We start from the raw sequence: 17,609 nt of genomic DNA on the forward strand, positions 1-17,609 counted from the left end.
TTTGCAGCGAAGATAAAGCAATCCCGGCAACTTGCATGGCGGCGCGTGGAAATACTCACACTGCTGAGCGGAGGATTGGCACTGTCTCCCTGTTCCGCCGGATTTGCCGGCGATCGATCATCCTGGTTGTTTGTCATGAACAATCCCGCGTCCGATTGGACCGTCCCGACAGGGAAACGCGGTATCGCGCTACCATGCCCCGATGGATACGACCGACACCCTCCACCCCCGCCCCCAACTGACCCGTCCCGACTGGACCAGCCTCGATGGCGTCTGGGAATTCGCGTTCGACGACGAAGACCTGGGCCGCGGCGACGGCTGGCACGACGGCCGCGCACTGCCGCGGTCGATCGAGGTGCCGTTCCCCTACCAGAGCGAGCGCTCCGGCATCGGCACGAAGGACGTGCATGAAATCGTCTGGTATGCCCGCACGTTCGAGGTGCCGCCGGCGTGGCGCGGCGACGAACCGGAACCGCGCGACCTGCTGCTGCACTTCGGCGCGGTGGACTACAGCACCGAGGTCTGGATCAACGGCCGGCTGGCGGGCCGCAACCGCGGCGGCCACGTGCCGTTCTCGTTCAACATCGCGCCGTTCCTCGTCGATGGCGCCAACCGCATCACGCTGCGCGTGGAAGACCGGCAGGACATGTACCAGCCGCGCGGCAAGCAGTCGGCGTCCGGCAAGCCGGTGCGCATCTATTACTGGTGCACCACGGGCATCTGGCAGACCGTGTGGCTCGAGCCGGCGCCGCCGGTGCGCATCGATGCGCTGCGCTGGCTGGAGACGGAGCCGGACGGCCGCCTGTCGTTCGAAGTGCACCTGCACGGGCCGGCCGCCGCGTGGACCGTGGAAGCCGACGTGATCGATGAGGCCGGCAACCGGGTCGCCTTCGCGCAGGCGGAAACACGCTTCGCCACCGCCACGCTGGATGTGCGGATCGACGCGCCGCAAGCCTGGTCGCCCGACCGGCCGTACCTGTACGGCGTGCGCGTGCGCCTCGCCGCCGGCGGCCGGGTGCTCGACGAAGTGGGCTCCTATTGCGGCCTGCGCCGCTTCGAGGCGCACGACAGCCACTTCCACCTGAACGGCCAGCGCACGTTCCTGCTGATGGTGCTGGACCAGGGCTACTGGCCCGATACCAACCTGGCCGCGCCGTCGGCCGGGGCGCTGCGCGACGACGTGGAATGGATCAAGCGGCTGGGCTTCAATGCCGTGCGCAAGCACCAGAAGATCGAGGACGAGCGCTGGCTGTACTGGTGCGACCGGCTCGGCCTGATGGTCTGGGAAGAAATGCCGAGCACGCGCAACTGGTCGCTGGAAGCGGAGGAGGCGCTGCTGGCCGAATGGGAACGCGCCGTGACGCGCGATGCGGGGCACCCGTGCATCGTGGCCTGGGTACCGCTGGTGGAAAGCTTCGGCTTCCCCGCCCTGTACCGCCATCCGGGCCAGCAGGCGTTCATCGAGAAACTCGTGCTGCGCACGCGGCGGCTCGATCCGGGCCGCCTGGTCGTCGACAACGACGGCTGGGAGCATACCGACCTCACCGACATCTGCTCGATCCACGACTACACGCAGCCCGGCGAAAAGCTGCGCGACCGCTATGCCGAAACGCTGGCGACCGGCGTGCCGCCGGCCAAAGGCTGGTACAAGGACAAGCCGCTGTTCCTGGCCGGCGGCCAGTACCGGGGGCAGCCGGTGGTGCTGTCCGAAGTCGGCGGCTTCCTCAGCGAACCGGAAGCGGCAGATGCGCCGCGCGACCGGCTGTTCGACTACTACGGCAGCGTGCGTTCCGGCGACGAGCTGCTGGAGCGCTACCGCGACCTGATCGAGACCCTGGGCACCCTCACTTTCCTGGCCGGCGCCTGCTACACCCAGTTCACCGACGTCGAACACGAAAAGAACGGCCTGCTCACGTTCGACCGCCAGCCGAAAGTCGACCCCGAACAAGTTGCCGCCCTGCACCACGCACTGCTGGAGCGCTACCGCAACGGTTAACAGGCTTACTAATACTAGCTTGCTGATACAAGCTCGCTGATACTGTCGAGCTCGTGTCACATTGGTGCCAGGCACCAATGTGACACGAGCTCTAGCATATGCAAGCGAAATTTTTCTATACGGAAGCTTCTATTGTGTGGCGAGGAAATGTTTCAAACCGTATCATTGCGTGTTGGGTGGAGCTGTTACACTAGTTTGTTAGACTATTTTCGGAGATCGCATGAGCATGGCAACGACGGGCCACCTGGCCAAGATCCTGACCGACAACCAGGATGTACTGCTGGAAGGCTGGCTGGGCGGGATGCTGTCCCGCATGGTGCGCCGTGACAAGGTGGCCGAGGGCGAAATCCGCCAGCAGGCCGGGCGGTTCATCCAACTGGTCGTCAAGGCCGTGGAAAAGGACCCGACCTACGATTTCGAAGCATCGGCATGGACCGAAGTGCGCCACCTGCTGGCCGAAATGTCGGCCGCGCGCGTCCGCCAGGGCTTCACGCCCACCGAGACCGCCACGTTCATCTTCTCGCTGAAGGAACCGCTGTTCACGCAGCTGCGCACCTACCTGGCGGGCGACCAGGCCGCGCTGGCGGCCGAAGTGACCGAAACGGGCACCCTGTTCGACCGCATGGGCCTGTACACGGTCGAGGAATACCAGCGCAGCCGCGAAAGCGTGATCATGCGCCAGCAGCAGGAACTGCTGGAATTGTCCACGCCGGTGGTGCAGCTGTGGAAGGATGTGCTGGCGCTGCCGCTCATCGGCACGCTGGACAGCGCGCGCACGCAGGTCGTGATGGAAAACCTGCTCCAGAAGATCATCGAAACGGGCGCATCGATCGCGATCATCGACATCACCGGCGTGCCGACCGTCGATACGCTGGTGGCCCAGCACTTGCTGAAAACAGTGGCCGCCGCCCGCCTGATGGGTGCCGACTGCATCATCAGCGGCATCCGCCCGCAGATCGCCCAGACCATCGTGCACCTCGGCGTGAACCTGGAAGACGTGACCACCAAGGCCACGCTGGCCGATGCCTTCCTGGTGGCGCTGAAACGGGTCGGCGCCACCGTGGTTCGCGCCGAAACGGCCTTCTGAGGCAGCCATGGAACGCATTCCGATACTGAAAATGGGCGACATGCTGCTCGTCACGATCCAGGTCGACATGCACGACCGGCTCGCGATGACGCTGCAGGACGACCTGACATCGCGCATCGTGAAGGACCGCGCCCGCGGCGTGCTGATCGATATCTCGGCGCTCGATATCGTCGACTCGTTCATCGGCCGCATGATCAGCAACACGGCGGCGATGGCGCGCATCCTCGATGCGCGCACGGTACTGGTCGGCATGCAGCCGGCCGTGGCGATCACGCTCGTCGAGCTGGGCCTCACGCTGCATGGCGTGCGCACGGCACTGAACGTCGAAAAAGGCGTGCAGCTGCTGAAACAGACCGCGGAATAACCGGGAAAGGCGCGCCTTGAGCTATAACGACGTCGATGCGACAGTGCTGCCGGTCCGTTCCGACGAGGATGTCGTGCGGCTGCGGCAATCCGTGCGCGAACAGATGATCGCCGCCGGCTTTTCGCTGATCGACCAGACCAAGATGATCACGGCTGCCAGCGAGCTGGCCCGCAACACGCTGCGTTACGGCGGCGGCGGCGAGGCCTATCTGGAAAAGCTGCTGAAAGGCGCGCGGCGCGGCGTGGGCCTGACGTTCGTCGATCACGGTCCCGGTATCCCGGATATTCCCCGCGCGCTGACGGACGGCTACACGTCCGGCGGCGGCATGGGGCTCGGTTTGTCCGGCGCGAAGCGCCTGGCCGATGAGTTCGAACTTGAATCAGCACCCGGCCAGGGCACTACCGTAAGAATCTGCAAATGGAAACCATACTAGCCGCGCACTACCGCCAGAGTTGCCATCCGCTTGCGGACAGCAGCCAGGTCGCGGCAGTGCGCCGCGCAGCCGTCGAGCTGTGCATCAAACTCGACTTCGACGAAACCGCCGCCGGCGAGGTGGCGATCGCCGTCACCGAGGCGGCCACCAACATCCTCAAGCATGCCGGGCATGGCGAGATCGTGCTGCGCCCGCTGGTCCACCGGGGCGTGCACGGCATCGAGATCCTTGCGCTCGACAGCGGCCCCGGTATGGCCAACGTGGCCGCCAGCCTGGCGGACGGCCGCTCCACGGCCGGCAGCTACGGCGTGGGGCTGGGCGCGATGCGCCGCCTGTCCACCGATTTCGACATCTACAGCGCCCCGGGCCGCGGCACCGCCGTCATGATGACGCTGTGGCCGCGCCCGGCCACGCCCCCCACGCCCGCCGATACGGCCCGCGATGCGCCGGCGCTGCGCTGGGGCGCGGTATGCCTGCCGATGGATGGCGAATACCTGTCCGGCGACAGCTGGGCGCTGGCGCACGACGCCACCTCGGCCACGGTGATGGTGGCCGATGGTCTCGGGCACGGTCCCCTGGCGGCCCAGGCTTCCGAGCTGGCCGCCACCACCCTCGCCGGCGCGCCAGAACTGCCGGCCGGCACGCTGCTGGAAGACATGCACGCGGCGCTGCGGCCCACCCGCGGCGCCGCGGCCGCCGTGGCCCGCATCGACATGCTGGGCGACAGCCTGACGTTCGCCGGCGTCGGCAACATCGCCGCGCACCTGATCACGGGTGACGAGCGCCGTCAGATGGTGTCGCACAACGGCATCGTGGGCAGCAACATGCGCAAGGTGCAGGTCTTCGATGCGCCGTGGACGGACGACACGCTGATGGTGCTGCATTCGGACGGCATCAATTCGCGCTGGCACCTGGGCGATTATCCCGGCCTCGCCGCCTGCCACCCGGCCATCGTGGCGGGCGTGCTGTACCGCGATTTCAGCCGCGGCCGCGACGACGTCACGGTGTTCGTGCTGCAGGATCGCCAGGGATGGCGGCCATGATTCCGGCGTTGGCCGGCGCCGTGGCGGCCAACGCCGCGCACGCGCGATCGCGGGCGACGCCGGCGGGATGGCCATGACCCTGCGCATCCTCAACCTTCGCATCGAGCGTGAAATCGACGTGGTCGCTTCGCGCCAGCGGGCGCGCCAGATCGCCGCGCTGTGCGGCTTCAATGCGCAGGACCAGGCGCGCATCGCCACCGCCGTGTCGGAGCTGGCGCGCAATGTCTACAGCTATGCCGGCAGCGGCCGCGTGGAGTTCGCCGTCGAAGGCGTCACCGCGCCGCAGTTGCTGGTGATCCGCATCGAGGACAAGGGCCCCGGCATCGCGCACCTGGACGTGGTGCTGGCCGGCCGCTACCAGTCGCGCACCGGGATGGGCATGGGCATCATCGGCGCGCGCCGGCTGATGGACCAGTTCGACATCCAGACCGCGACGGACGGCGGCGCCGGCACGGGCACGGGTACGGGCACCGTCGTCACGCTGAAGAAGCTGCTGCCGTACGAAGCGCCGCTGATGACGGCGGCCAGCGTGGGCGAAATGAGCGCGCAGTTCGCCGTACTGTCGCCGGACGTGTCGGTATCCGAAGTGCAGCAGCAGAACAGGGAGCTGCTGGCCACGCTGGCCGAGCTGAAGACGCGGCAGGACGAGCTGATGCAGCTGACCCGCGAGCTGGAGGATACCAACCGCGGCGTGGTCGCGCTGTACGCCGAGCTCGATGAAAAGGCCGACCACCTGCGCCGCGCGGACGAGATGAAGACGCGCTTCCTGTCGAACATGACCCACGAGTTCAGGACGCCCCTGTCGTCGATCCGTGCGCTGACCCGGCTGCTGCTCGAGCGCGTGGATGGCGAGCTGTCGCCGGAACAGGAAAAACAGGTGCGCTTCATCCTGAAGGGCGCCGAATCGCTGACCGAACTGGTGGACGACCTGCTCGACCTGGCCAAGATCGAAGCGGGCAAGATCGACGTGCGCGCCGCGCCGTTCGAAGTGAACGACATGTTCTCGGCGCTGCGCGGCATGCTGCGCCCCCTGCTGGTGTCCACCACCGTGGACCTGATCTTCGACGAGCCGGAAGGCCCCGTCACGATGATGACGGACGAGGCGAAGCTGTCGCAGATCCTGCGAAATTTCATTTCGAACGCGCTGAAGTTCACCGAAACCGGCCATGTGCGCGTATCGGCAACGCTACTCCCGAAAGGCGACGCGGTGCGCTTCGACGTCGAGGATACCGGCCTCGGTATCGCTCCCGAGCACCAGCAGCTCATCTTCGAGGAATTCTCGCAGGTGGAAAACCGCCTGCAGCATCGCGTCAAGGGCACCGGACTGGGGCTGCCGCTGTGCAGCAAGCTGGCCGCCCTGCTGGGCGGTTCGGTGACCCTGAAGAGCACACCCGGCGTGGGCTCCACCTTCTCGGCCGTGATCCCGGTGCTGCATGACGACATGCCGGAGCCGCAGATATTCCAGCCCGACATGGCCGAGGGCGGCGGCACCCCCGTGCTGGTGGTGGAAGACGACCGCTCGACCCAGCTGCTGTACCGCAGCTACCTGCGCAAGACTTCCTATCGCGTGATCGCCGTGCGCAGCGTGTGGGAAGCCGAACAGGCGTGGACCGTCGAGCAGCCGGCCGCGGTGATCCTCGATCTCTACCTGAACGGCGGCGACAGCTGGCACTGGCTCGCCAAGATCAAGGACGACGAACGCCGCAAGGGGGTGCCGGTCATCATCGCCTCCGAAGTGGCGGACCGCCAGAAGGCGTTTTCGCTGGGGGCGGATGCTTATCTCGGCAAACCCGTCGGGCGCGACGAACTGCTGGCGCAATTGAACGCTCTCTGTCATCAAGTGAGACCATCATGAAGGCAACCCCGCTCAGGCCCGTGATCCTGAATGTCGACGATACCGACGCCGCCCGCTATGCGAAAACCCGCATCCTGCAGCGCGCCGGCTTCCATGTCATCGAAGCAGGCAGCGGCGGCCTGGCGCTGCAGCTGGCACTGGAACAGAAGCCGGACCTGGTGCTGCTCGATACCAAGCTGCCGGACATCAACGGCTTCGACGTGTGCCGCCAGCTCAAGCAGGATCCGCACACGTCGATGGTGCTGGTGCTGCAGACTTCCGCGTCGTACCTGTCGTCGCCGGACAAGGTGCGCGCGCTCGACAGCGGTGCCGACAATTACCTGTTCGAGCCGATCGAACCGGAAGAACTGGTGGCCAACGTGCGCGCGCTGCTGCGGCTGGGCCACGTGGAGCGCGAGCTGCGCGACATGGATCGCCGCAAGGATGAATTCCTGGCGATCCTGGCGCACGAGCTGCGCAACCCTCTGGGCCCGATCCGCAACGCCGTCGAACTGCTGCGCAGCCTCGATCCGCATTCGTCGCCGGCGCAGGAGAATGCCCGGCGCGTGATCCTGCGCCAGACCGACCACATGGTGCGGCTGGTGGACGACCTGCTGGACGTCTCGCGCATCTCGCAAGGCAAGATCGCGCTGCGCCGTTCCGAGGTGGAACTGTGCGGCCTGCTGAAAAGCGCGGCCGAAACGGCCGAGCCGAACGTCGCCGCACGCCAGCATGTGCTGGCCGTGAAGCTGCCCGATCACGAGATCTGGGTCGATGGCGACAGCGTGCGCCTGACCCAGGTGGTGGGCAACCTGCTCAACAACGCGGCAAAGTTCACGGCGCCGGGCGGTCGCATCGTGCTGTCCGCCTGCCTCGAAGGCACCCAGGCCGTGATCCGCGTGACGGACAACGGGATCGGCATCGCGCCGGAACTGGCGGACTCGATCTTCGACCTGTTCGCGCAGGCCGGCCATTCGCCGGACCGCGTGCAGGACGGGCTGGGCATCGGCCTGTCGCTGGTGCGCACGCTGGTGAACCTGCATGGCGGCACCGTCGCCGTGCACAGCGAAGGCGCTGGCAAGGGCAGCACGTTCGAAGTGCGGCTCCCCACGCTGGCACGCACGCCGCAGGCCGACGATACCGATTGCAGCGCCGCCCCGGTGCCCGGCAAGCCGGCGGACGCGCACCGCATCCTGGTCGTCGACGACAACGTGGATTCGGCCGAGATCGTGTCGGCGCTGCTGGAATTCGCCGGCCACGAAGTGCACATGGCGCACGACGGCGCCGGCGCGATCGAGGCGGCGCTGCGGCTGCGGCCGGACGTGGTGTTCCTCGATATCGGCCTGCCCGACATGAGCGGTGTGGAAGTGGCGGAGAAGCTGCGCGGCTACCCGGAACTGGCGAAAACGGTGCTGATCGCGCTGACCGGCTACGGCCAGGACAAGGACCGGATGAGCGCGATGGCCGCCGGCTTCAACCACCACCTGACCAAACCGGTCAACATGGAAACGCTGAACGACACGGTGCGCACGTTCATGCGCCGGTAACGGCACCCCGGCAAGGGGCCGGTGTCGGAACTTGAAAAACCTGAACCTGGACGCCGCGAACGACTGCCGAGCGGCGGGTGTCGGACACCATTCCCTGGATGAATCTCCCAGGAAGTAGTATCCGACACCGGTTTTCCGTCGCGTTCCCCATCACGCGATGACGGCCCCCGCTTTTCCTTACCTGGCGCCAGCCGCAAACCACGCACCCACCTCCGCCCTTTCCTCCTCCGTCATATTGGTCAGGTTCCCGATCGGCATTGCCTTCAGCTCCACCACCTGCTTGTGGATCTGCAGCGCCTGCCGCCGCACCTGGTCGGGCGTGTCGAACACGACACCGGCCGGCGCGGTGGCGAAGCCGGGCTGCGTGGGGCGGGCGGCGTGGCACGACACGCAGCGCCGGTCGACGATCGCCTTGACGCGCGCGAACTGCGCGGCGGGATCGGCCTGCCGCGCGACAGCGGCCGGCTTCGGCGGCGCGATCATCACGGCGACGGCCAGCAGCAGCGCCACGCCGATGGCCGGATAGCGCCATTCGACGCGGCCCTTGTGCCGCACATTGAAGAAGTGGCGGATGAACACGCCGGCCGCCATGATCAGCGCCAGCACGAGCCATGCATGTTCGTGCCGGTACGTCATCGCGTAGTGGTTGCTGATCATGATGAACAGCACCGGCAGCGTGAAATAGTTGTTGTGCACGCTGCGCTGCTTGGCGCGCAGGCCGTGCACCGGGTCCGGCCTGCCGCCGGCCAGCATCGCGTTCACCATCTTGCGCTGACCGGGAATGATCAGCATCGCCACGTTCGCCACCATGATCGTGCCGATCATCGCACCCACGTGGATGTAGGCGGCGCGGCCGGACAGCAGGTGCGTCAGCGTCCACGCGGCGCCGGTCAGCAGCGCGAAGACCACGATGCCGAACCACAGGTCGTGCTTGCCCAGCGGCGAGCGGCACAGCAGGTCGTACGCGATCCAGCCGGCGACCAGCGAGCCCAGGCCGATACCGACCGACTGCCATGGTGTGACGTCCGCCACCGCCCGGTCGATCATCATCGCCTGCGCGTTGAAATAGTAGGCGATCGTCAGCAGCGCAAAGCCCGACAGCCACGTGGAATACGCCTCCCACTTGAACCAGTGCAGTTCCTCCGGCAGTTCGGCGGGCGCCACCAGGTACTTCTGCGGGTTGTAGAAGCCGCCGCCGTGCACCGCCCACAGCTCGCCCGTCACGCCCTTCTTCGCCAGGTCGGAATCCGGCGCCGGCGGGCGGATCGAGTTGTCCAGCCAGACGAAGTAGAACGAGGCGCCGATCCAGGCGATGCCTGTGATGATGTGCAGCCAGCGCACGAGCATGTTCAGCCATTCCAGGCCGTAGGGGATGAGGTAATCAATGGTGTCCATGGGCTTGTCGTCGCGTCTTGGCTTGGATGGGACCGCGTCATGGCCACGCTTTTGCCACGTTATTGCCGATGTTGTGGCCGTTGTGCGGATTGTGGCTATCTTCAGTCGATACACCGATTGTCGTGCACGCGACATGAAAGTTCACGTATATTCGCCATATCCGTATCCGTATAGACACAGCCATTGCCATGTCCGCCCTGCCGCAACATCTCGACCTGCACCTGATCCGCATCCTGTACCTGCTGCTGGTGGAGAAAAACGTTTCACGCGTGGCACTGAAGCTGAACCAGCCGCAGCCATCGATTTCCGCCTCGCTGCGCAAGCTGCGCGAACTGACGGGCGATCCGCTGCTGGTGCGCGGCGCACGCGGCATGGTGCCCACGCAACATGGCGAAAGCCTGCTCAAGCCGGCCAAGCGCATCCTCGACGAGACGGAGAACCTGTTCGTCAAGAAAGCGCCCTTCGCCCCGCAGGAAGAGGCGCGCACGTTCCACATCGCCGCGCCGGATTACCTGGACAGCCAGTTCCTGCCCAGCGTGGTCGCGCTGCTGCGGCGCGGCTCGCCGAAGAGCCGCGTGGTCATCCACAGCCTGGGGCCGGGTGTCGATTACGTGCGCCTGCTGTCGGACGGCGACATGGACCTGGTGATCGCCAACTGGGACGAGCCGCCCCAGCACCTGCATATCTCGAAGCTGTTCGAGGACCCGATCGTGTGCGCGATGCACGCGGCCAGCCCGTATGCGAAGCGCACCGCCGACGATGCGATGACGCTGCACGATTACCTGACGCTGCCGCACGTGGCGCCGTCGCAGATGGTGCAGGGTACGATCGGCGTGATCGACGCCTTTCTCGACCGCCAGGGCCTGCGCCGCAACGTGGCGGTGGAGTCGGCCTATTTCGGCCTGATCCCCTACATGCTGGTGCAGTCCGACCTGATCCTGACCACCGGCCGCCAGTTCGTGCAGTTCTACGAAAAGACGCTGCCGCTGAAGATCTTCACCGTGCCCGTCAAATTCCCGCCGATGCGCTTCTACCAGCTGTGGCACGAGCGGGTGCACCAGTCGCCGGAGCACAAGTGGCTGCGCGACCAGGTGACGAGCGCCGCCAAGGCGCTGGTGAAGGGGCGCTAAGGATTGAAGGAACCGGTGCCGGACACCACGTCTTGTGTGGTGTCCGGCACCGGTTCCCGTTCGCATGCCGCCTGCTCATCCGCCCACGCCCATGTGCACGCCGAGCAGCAGCAGCGTCGCGAAGAAGCACCGCCGGAACACCCGCGGTTCGAGCCGTTCGCGCAGCCGGGTGCCCAGCGCCAGCCCCAGCAGCGCAGGCAACTGGGCGGCGAACGACATGCCGGCATCGGCCGGTTGCCACGCGCCATGCCCGGCCAGCAATACCGCCAGCGCCAGCGTCGACACGGTGAACGACAGCCCCATCGCCTGCACCAGCGCTTCCTTCTCCAGCCGCAGCGCCTGCAGGTAAGGCACGGCGGGCAGCACGAACACGCCGGTTACCGCCGTCAGGATGCCGGTCGCCACGCCGACCGCCGGACCCAGCCACCATTCCTGTTCCGCGCGCACCCGCCACTGCCATGACGACAAGCCGAGCAGCGCATACAGCACCAGCGCCACGCCGAGGATCGCCTTGCCTTCGCCGCCGGCGAACAGGGCGCCGCCCAGCAGCGTGCCGGCGCACACACCCAGCAGCATCGGCCGCAGGCGCAGCCACGCCGCATACAGGCCCTTGCGCTCCAGCATCTGCCAGATGTTCGTCAAAAGCGAAGGCACCACGAGGATCGCGGCCGCCTGCAGCGGCGGCATCACGAGGCCCAGCAGCGCCATCGCCACCGTGGGCAGGCCCATGCCGGTCACGCCCTTCACCATGCCCGCCAGCACGAACACCACGCAAATGTAGAGAAGATGGTTTTCCATGGAAGCCAGTATGCCGCCGGCCAGTGCCCCTGGAAATGTGGAATATACTGCTCCAGCCTTCGTCCCGGACGAAGGCTGCGACAAGAAGGGCAAGAAAACAAAGCTGGAGAAAAACATGCGATTCGACCTGACCGACCTGAAACTGTTCCTGCGCGTGGTGGAAACCGGCAGCATCACCGCCGGCGCCGCCCAGGCCAACCTGGCCCTGGCCTCGGCCAGCGCGCGGGTGCGCGGCATGGAAGACGTGCTCGGCGTGCCGCTGCTGGAACGCAGCCGCCGCGGCGTGGAGCCCACCGCCGCCGGCCGCACGCTGCTGCACCATGCGCGGCTGATCGCGCAGCAGATGGAAAAGATGCGCGCCGACCTGGGCGAATACGCCACGGGCCTGAAAGGCCACGTGCGCCTGCTGTGCAATACCTCGGCGCTGACGGAGTTCCTGCCCGATGCGCTGGCGGCGTTCATGGCCGCGCATCCGCACGTCAACGTCGATCTCGAGGAGCGCCTGTCCAGCGACATCGTGCAGGCGATGCGCGACGACCTGGCCGATATCGGCATCGTCACCGATTCGGTCGACAGCAGCGGCCTTGAAACGCGGCTGTTCTGCGAAGACCGCCTGGTGCTCGCGCTGCATCCCGGCCACCCGCTCGGCAAGGGTTTGCGGCGCAATGCCGCCCTGCCCTTTGCCGCCGCGGTGGAGCACGACTTCATCGGCCTGGCCGGCGACAGCGCGCTGCAGATGTACCTCGGCGAGCAGGCGACCCGGCTGGGCAGGCGGCTGCGCTACCGCGTCCGCGTGCGCAGCTTCGATGCCGTGTGCCGGATGGTGGCAAGCCGCGCCGGGCTGGCCGTGCTGCCCGAATCGGCCGTGGTGCGCTCGCGCGACGCGGCGAACGTGAGGGTGGTGAAGCTGGCGGATGCGTGGACGAAGCGACGCCTGCTGCTGTGCACGCGCAGCTACGCGGACCTGCCGGGCTATGCGCGGGAACTCGTCGATGCGCTGGCGGTCGCGCAGTCCGCGACGGCATAGCTGTGCGACAATCCCGTGCTTGCATTTACCGGACCACAGCATGGAAAACTTCGCACGGCGGCGCGACCGCTTCGACCTCTTCGACGGCATGGACAGCCCGGCCGTCAACCTCTCGTTCCCGCTGGAGCTGCCGGATCCGCGTCCATGGTGCAAGGCCAACGGCCTGCCGCCGTTCCACGTGCTGCTGTGCGCCATCCTGCGCGCGGTGCTGAAGGTGGAAAACTTCCGCTACCGGATCCACGATGGCGAGGTGTTCATGATCGACCGGCTGATTCCTGCGTTCACGGTGATCAACGAGAACAACGACCTCAATTTCGCGATGTTCGACTGGTCGGACGATCTGCGCACGTTCGTGGCGCGCGGCAGCGCCGCCCGCGAGGCGGCATCGAACATGACGGCGCTGAACGCCCACTACAGCACCCTGTCGCCACGCGAAGCTAAGCACCAGGTGCATGTCACGTGCATCCCCTGGCTCGCCTTCACCTCGATCCAGCACCCGGTGGCGACGCTTGCCTGCCCCGACATTCCATCGATCGCCTGGGGCAAGTTCCGCGACGGCGCGCCGGGCGAACTGCTGCTGCCGTTCTCCGTGCAGGCGCACCACGGCTTCGTGGACGGCTTCCACATCCACCAGCTGGCGCAGCAGATCGCCGCCGAGCTGGCGGCGATAATTGCCGAAGGCTAGACCACCTTCGCCCGCTCCAGCATCGCGTGCAGCAGCACGTTGCAGCCGGCCTCCAGGTGCGCCGGCTGCGCATCCTCGATCTCGTTGTGGCTGATGCCGTCCTTGCACGGCACGAAGATCATGCCCGATGGCGCCAGTCGCGCCGCGTAGATCGCATCGTGCCCGGCGCCGGACACCACGTCCATCGTCGAATAGCCGAGCTTCGCGGTGGCGCTGCGCACGGCGCCGACCACGTCCTCATGGAACGGGCACGGCGGGTAGTACGACACGCGTTCGAGCTTGATGCCCAGGCCCGACTCGGCCGCGGTCCTGTCGATGAACGCCGTCATTTCCTCGTGCATCCGGTTCAGCAGCTCGTCGTTCACGTTGCGCAGGTCGATCGAGAACTTCACTTCGCCGGGAATCACGTTGCGGCTGTTCGGGAACACCTGCATCATGCCCACCGTGCCGCGGCCGTATGGCGGGTAGCGGTTGGCGATCGCCACCACCTCGGGAACGATTTTCGCCGCCACCTGCATCGCGTCGCGCCGCAGGTGCATCGGCGTTGGGCCGGCATGCGCTTCCATGCCGGTCACCGTGCAGTCGTACCACGACAGGCCCATCACGGCCGGCACCACGCCGATCACCTTGTCCGCGTCTTCCAGAACGGGGCCCTGCTCGATGTGCGTTTCGAAATAGGCGCCGATCGGATGGTCGCCCGGCGCCTGGTCGCCACGATAGCCGATACGTTCGAGCTCCTCGCCGACCGTCCTGCCGTCGACATCCTTTGCCGCGTACGCATGTTCCAGCGTGAACGCGCCGCAGAACACGCCGGAGCCCATCATCACGGGCACGAAGCGCGAGCCTTCCTCGTTGGTCCAGAAGGCCACCTCGATCGGCGCCTCGGTCCGGATACCGTGGTCGTTCAGCGTACGCACCACTTCCAGGCCGGCCAGCACGCCGTAGTTGCCGTCGAACTTGCCGCCGGTGGGCTGCGTGTCGATGTGGCTGCCCGTCATCACGGGCGGCAGCGCATCGTCCGTGCCGGCGCGGCGCATGAACACGTTGCCGATCTGGTCGATGGTGACCGTCATGCCGGCCGCCTTCGCCCAGCCGACGACGAGGTCGCGGCCCTGCCGGTCCAGGTCCGTCAGCGCCAGCCGCTTCACGCCGCCCTTCTCGGTGGCGCCGATCTGCGCCAGCTCCATCAGCGCATCCCACAGCCGCTTGCCGTCGACCCGCAGCGCATCCGTGGTCGTTTCAGTCTTTACCGCTTCCGTCATGTCGTTCATCTGGTACCCTTCAGTTCGGGGAAATCGGCGTGAATGCGGGGCGGTCGACGTGCCGGCCGGCACCTTCGACGGCCATCAGCTCGCCGCGGTGGAACACCATCTTGCCGGCGGCGATCGTGGTACTGGGAATGCCTTTCACGGTGCGGCCCTCGAAGACGTTGAAGCCGCCTTTCGCGAACTGGGTCTTCGCCGAGATCGTGCGGGTGCCCGCCGGATCCCACACGACGAGGTCCGCATCGGCACCAGCCTGCACGACACCCTTGCGCGGGTAGATATTGAAGATCTGTGCGGCATTCGCCGACGTCACCTTGACGAACTCGGAAGGCGTCAGCAATCCGCCGCCCACGCCTTCATCCCAGATCACGGCCATCCGGTCCTCGACACCGCCGCAACCGTTCGGGATCTTCGTGAAATCGTCGCGGCCGGCCGCCTTCTGCGCCTCGCAGAACGTGCAGTGGTCGGTCGCCGTCGTGTGCAGGTTGCCGCCGCGCAGGCCTTGCCACAGCGCGCGCTGGTGCTCCTTGCTGCGGAACGGCGGGCTCATCACGTGGCCGGCGGCGAAATCGAAGTCCGGGTTCTGGTACACGCTGTCGTCGATGATCAGGTGCCCCGCCAGCGCCTCGCCGTAGACGCGCTGGCCCAGCGCGCGGGCGCGGGTGATGGCATCGAGCGATTCCTTGCACGACACGTGCACGATGTACAGCGGCGTGTTCAGCACGCCGGCGATCGCGATGGCCCGGTTGGCGGCTTCCGCTTCCACCGCCGGCGGGCGCGACAGCGGATGGGCCGCGGGCCCGGTGATGCCCTTCGCCAGCAGGTCGCGCTGCAACTGGTACACCAGTTCGCCGTTCTCCGCGTGCACCGTGGGGATGGCGCCCAGTTCCAGCGAACGCCTGAAACTCTTCACCAGCGTTTCGTCGTCCGCCATGATCGCGTTCTTGTACGCCATGAAGTGCTTGAAGCTGTTCACGCCATGGTCGCGCACCAGCACGCCCATCTCTTCGTGCACGCGGTCGGACCACCACGTGATCGCCACGTGGAACGTGTAGTCGCCGGCCGATTTCGCGGCCCAGCCGCGCCACTGGTGGTAAGCCTCCAGCAGCGGCTGCTGGGGGTTCGGGATCACGAAATCGATGATCGTCGTGGTGCCGCCGGCCAGGCCGGCCGCCGTGCCCGTGTAGAAATCGTCGGCCGTCACGGTGCCCATGAACGGCAGGTTCATGTGCGTGTGCGGGTCGATCCCGCCGGGCATCACGTACTGGCCGGATGCGTCGACGGTCTGCGCGCCGGCGGGAACGTCCAGGTTGTCGCCGACGGCGACGATCCTGTCGCCGTCGCACAGCACGTCGGCGCGGAAGGCGCGGTCGGCGTTGACGACGGTACCGCCTCGGATGATCAGGCTCATTTTGTGTCTCCATTCAGGACCGGCGTTGCCGGGTGCAGCTTGCCTGCGCGCGCGGGAGCACGCATCAGTACGCCGTAGACGGCGGCGGCGATGGCGATGCCCACGAACCAGGCATACGTGTAGATCGTCTTGAACGCATCGCCCACGTCCGGGAACGATGCCGGGAACGCCGCGTTCAGGAAGCCGGGAATGTTCGGCAGCACGCCGGCCACGAAGGCGGCGATGGCGGCCGTGTTCCAGCCGTTGCGGTACGAGTAGGCGCCGTCGTCGCGGTACAGTTCCGCCACGTTCAGCTCCGTCTTGCGCACCAGGTAGTAGTCGACGATCAGCACGCCGGCGATGGGGCCCAGCAGCGCCGAATAGCCGATCAGCCACGTGAAGATGTAGCCCTGCGTGGTTTCCAGCAGCTTCCACGGCATCATCGCCAGCGCGATGCCGGCCGTGATGTAGCCGCCGGTGCGGTACGAGATGCGTTTCGGCGCCAGCGCGGAAAAGTCATACGCAGGGCCGACCAGGTTGGCGGCCAGGTTGACGCTGACGGTATCGACCAGCAGCACGATCAGCGCGACCAGCACGGCCACGCCGGTCATGCGCGCGGCCAGGTCCACCGGGTCCCAGATCGCCTTGCCGTACAGGACGACGGTGGCGGACGTGACGATGACGGCCAGCGCGGCCAGCAAACCCATCGGCACCGGCAGGCCGACCGACTGGCCCACGATCTGGTCCTTCTGCGACTTGGCGAAGCGGGTGAAGTCGGGAATGTTCAGTGCCAGCGTGGCCCAGAAGCCCACCATCGCCGTCAGCGACGGCCAGAACGCGATCCAGAACTGGCCTTCCTTCGGCTGGCCGGGGGCGAACTGCGACGGCTTGTCCAGCAGCGGGCCGAAGCCGCCCGCCTTTTCGTACACCCAGTACAGCAGCACGAAGCAGATCAGGATCTTCAATGGCGCGGTGTACGTTTCGAGCTTGCGGATCGAATCCATGCCGTGCACGATGTACCAGAACTGGATCGCCCAGAATGCCAGGAAGCATGCCAGCTGCGCGCCGTTGATGCCGAGCACGGCGAGCTTGTCGCCGCCGATCTCGTGCCCCATCAGCACACCCAGCAGCGTGTAGATCATCTGGCCGCCGAACCACGTCTGGATGCCGTACCAGCCGCAGGCCACGATGGCGCGCATCAGCGCCGGCAGCTTCGCGCCGGCCGTGCCGAACGAGGCGCGCGCCAGCACCGCGTAGGGAATGCCGTACTTGGTGCCGGCATGGCCGATCGCCAGCATCGGCACCAGCACGATCGCGTTCGCCAGGAACACGGTGATCACCGCCTGCCACGCCGACATGCCCGCTTCGACCAGGCTGGCCGACAGCGTATAGGCCGGAATGCACATCACCATGCCGACCCACAGCGCCGCGAAGTGGTACCAGAGCCACGTTCGCTGTGCGGCGGAAGTGGGCGCGAGGTCTTCGTTCCACAGGTGGGGGTTGGCTTTGATGTCGTGATTCACTTGGACTCTCCTCGATTGCTGAACAGGTGCGTACTGTATGGTGTCGGGTACCTTCTGGAGGCGTTTCCCGAAAAGGTGTCCGACACCGGTTT

General features: G+C 66.6%; 15 protein-coding genes. 10 read left to right on the plus strand and 5 right to left on the minus strand.

Annotation, left to right across the window (positions count from 1 at the left end):
* Positions 1-202: 202 nt before the first annotated feature.
* The 7 genes from GJV26_RS08305 (at position 203) to GJV26_RS08335 (ending at position 8,304) form a co-directional block, all read left to right on the plus strand.
* A complete protein-coding gene (locus tag GJV26_RS08305; protein WP_155708410.1) occupies positions 203-1,996 on the plus strand; it encodes a glycoside hydrolase family 2 protein in 1,794 nt (597 codons plus the stop codon).
* 220 nt (positions 1,997-2,216) lie between these two features.
* Positions 2,217-3,083, plus strand: a complete 867-nt coding sequence (locus GJV26_RS08310; protein WP_155708411.1) for an STAS domain-containing protein — start codon at positions 2,217-2,219, stop codon at positions 3,081-3,083.
* A 7-nt stretch (positions 3,084-3,090) separates the two neighbouring features.
* The gene (locus GJV26_RS08315; RefSeq protein ID WP_155708412.1) at positions 3,091-3,447 is read left to right on the plus strand and encodes an STAS domain-containing protein; all 357 of its coding nucleotides are present in this window, start codon (positions 3,091-3,093) and stop codon (positions 3,445-3,447) included.
* Between the two features lie 16 nt (positions 3,448-3,463).
* Positions 3,464-3,880: an anti-sigma regulatory factor gene (locus GJV26_RS08320; protein WP_229419223.1), complete on the plus strand. Its 417-nt coding sequence runs from the start codon at positions 3,464-3,466 to the stop codon at positions 3,878-3,880.
* Entirely contained in the window at positions 3,865-4,923 is a 1,059-nt protein-coding gene (locus GJV26_RS08325; protein ID WP_155708413.1) for an ATP-binding SpoIIE family protein phosphatase, read from the plus strand. Before GJV26_RS08320 ends, GJV26_RS08325 begins: the two co-directional genes overlap by 16 nt.
* A gap of 73 nt (positions 4,924-4,996) precedes the next feature.
* Positions 4,997-6,778 (plus strand): ATP-binding protein, encoded by a 1,782-nt coding sequence (locus GJV26_RS08330; RefSeq protein ID WP_155708414.1) that lies wholly within the window; start codon positions 4,997-4,999, stop codon positions 6,776-6,778.
* Positions 6,775-8,304: a response regulator gene (locus GJV26_RS08335; protein WP_155708415.1), complete on the plus strand. Its 1,530-nt coding sequence runs from the start codon at positions 6,775-6,777 to the stop codon at positions 8,302-8,304. The genes GJV26_RS08330 and GJV26_RS08335 overlap by 4 nt, the downstream gene beginning before the upstream one ends.
* 177 nt (positions 8,305-8,481) lie before the next feature.
* Here the strand turns inward: GJV26_RS08335 and GJV26_RS08340 are convergent, their stop codons facing one another.
* On the minus strand, positions 8,482-9,699 hold the full coding sequence (locus GJV26_RS08340; protein ID WP_155708416.1) for a urate hydroxylase PuuD: 1,218 nt from the start codon (positions 9,697-9,699) through the stop codon (positions 8,482-8,484).
* A gap of 188 nt (positions 9,700-9,887) precedes the next feature.
* Between GJV26_RS08340 and GJV26_RS08345 the strand changes: the two genes are divergently transcribed.
* Positions 9,888-10,829 carry a LysR family transcriptional regulator gene (locus GJV26_RS08345; RefSeq protein ID WP_155708417.1) on the plus strand — a complete coding sequence of 314 codons (942 nt, stop codon included), beginning with the start codon at positions 9,888-9,890 and terminating at the stop codon, positions 10,827-10,829.
* Positions 10,830-10,904: 75 nt separating this feature from the next.
* Here GJV26_RS08345 and GJV26_RS08350 read toward each other — a convergent pair whose 3' ends face one another.
* Positions 10,905-11,627, minus strand: a complete 723-nt coding sequence (locus GJV26_RS08350) for a sulfite exporter TauE/SafE family protein (RefSeq protein WP_155708418.1) — start codon at positions 11,625-11,627, stop codon at positions 10,905-10,907.
* A gap of 115 nt (positions 11,628-11,742) precedes the next feature.
* Here GJV26_RS08350 and GJV26_RS08355 point away from each other — a divergent pair, with 115 nt between their 5' ends.
* A complete protein-coding gene (locus tag GJV26_RS08355; RefSeq protein WP_155708419.1) occupies positions 11,743-12,654 on the plus strand; it encodes a LysR family transcriptional regulator in 912 nt (303 codons plus the stop codon).
* A 40-nt stretch (positions 12,655-12,694) separates the two neighbouring features.
* The gene (locus tag GJV26_RS08360) at positions 12,695-13,339 is read left to right on the plus strand and encodes a CatA-like O-acetyltransferase (protein WP_155708420.1); all 645 of its coding nucleotides are present in this window, start codon (positions 12,695-12,697) and stop codon (positions 13,337-13,339) included.
* On the opposite strand, the gene GJV26_RS08365 is transcribed toward GJV26_RS08360, so the two are convergent.
* Genes GJV26_RS08365 through GJV26_RS08375 form a run of 3 tightly spaced genes read right to left on the minus strand, consistent with a single transcriptional unit; the run spans position 13,336 to position 17,517 of the window.
* Positions 13,336-14,610 (minus strand): Zn-dependent hydrolase, encoded by a 1,275-nt coding sequence (locus GJV26_RS08365; RefSeq protein ID WP_229419224.1) that lies wholly within the window; start codon positions 14,608-14,610, stop codon positions 13,336-13,338. The two genes, GJV26_RS08360 and GJV26_RS08365, sit on opposite strands and share 4 nt — an antisense overlap.
* Positions 14,611-14,620: 10 nt before the next feature.
* Positions 14,621-16,015 carry a dihydropyrimidinase gene (gene hydA, locus GJV26_RS08370; protein ID WP_155708421.1) on the minus strand — a complete coding sequence of 465 codons (1,395 nt, stop codon included), beginning with the start codon at positions 16,013-16,015 and terminating at the stop codon, positions 14,621-14,623.
* Entirely contained in the window at positions 16,012-17,517 is a 1,506-nt protein-coding gene (locus tag GJV26_RS08375) for an NCS1 family nucleobase:cation symporter-1 (RefSeq protein ID WP_189441744.1), read from the minus strand. Before GJV26_RS08375 ends, hydA begins: the two co-directional genes overlap by 4 nt.
* Between the last annotated feature and the right edge of the window lie 92 nt (positions 17,518-17,609).

It is taken from the genome of Pseudoduganella dura (genome assembly GCF_009727155.1).
Lineage (GTDB): Bacteria > Pseudomonadota > Gammaproteobacteria > Burkholderiales > Burkholderiaceae_D > Rugamonas > Rugamonas dura.

Coding starts and splice junctions, on each gene's coding strand:
- GJV26_RS08305 (WP_155708410.1), top strand. CDS start 203: ATGGATACGACCGACACCCTCCACCCCCGCCCCCAACTGACCCGTCCC.
- GJV26_RS08310 (WP_155708411.1), top strand. CDS start 2,217: ATGAGCATGGCAACGACGGGCCACCTGGCCAAGATCCTGACCGACAAC.
- GJV26_RS08315 (WP_155708412.1), top strand. CDS start 3,091: ATGGAACGCATTCCGATACTGAAAATGGGCGACATGCTGCTCGTCACG.
- GJV26_RS08325 (WP_155708413.1), top strand. CDS start 3,865: ATGGAAACCATACTAGCCGCGCACTACCGCCAGAGTTGCCATCCGCTT.
- GJV26_RS08330 (WP_155708414.1), top strand. CDS start 4,997: ATGACCCTGCGCATCCTCAACCTTCGCATCGAGCGTGAAATCGACGTG.
- GJV26_RS08335 (WP_155708415.1), top strand. CDS start 6,775: ATGAAGGCAACCCCGCTCAGGCCCGTGATCCTGAATGTCGACGATACC.
- GJV26_RS08340 (WP_155708416.1), bottom strand. CDS start 9,699: ATGGACACCATTGATTACCTCATCCCCTACGGCCTGGAATGGCTGAAC.
- GJV26_RS08345 (WP_155708417.1), top strand. CDS start 9,888: ATGTCCGCCCTGCCGCAACATCTCGACCTGCACCTGATCCGCATCCTG.
- GJV26_RS08350 (WP_155708418.1), bottom strand. CDS start 11,627: ATGGAAAACCATCTTCTCTACATTTGCGTGGTGTTCGTGCTGGCGGGC.
- GJV26_RS08355 (WP_155708419.1), top strand. CDS start 11,743: ATGCGATTCGACCTGACCGACCTGAAACTGTTCCTGCGCGTGGTGGAA.
- GJV26_RS08360 (WP_155708420.1), top strand. CDS start 12,695: ATGGAAAACTTCGCACGGCGGCGCGACCGCTTCGACCTCTTCGACGGC.
- GJV26_RS08365 (WP_229419224.1), bottom strand. CDS start 14,610: ATGAACGACATGACGGAAGCGGTAAAGACTGAAACGACCACGGATGCG.
- hydA (WP_155708421.1), bottom strand. CDS start 16,015: ATGAGCCTGATCATCCGAGGCGGTACCGTCGTCAACGCCGACCGCGCC.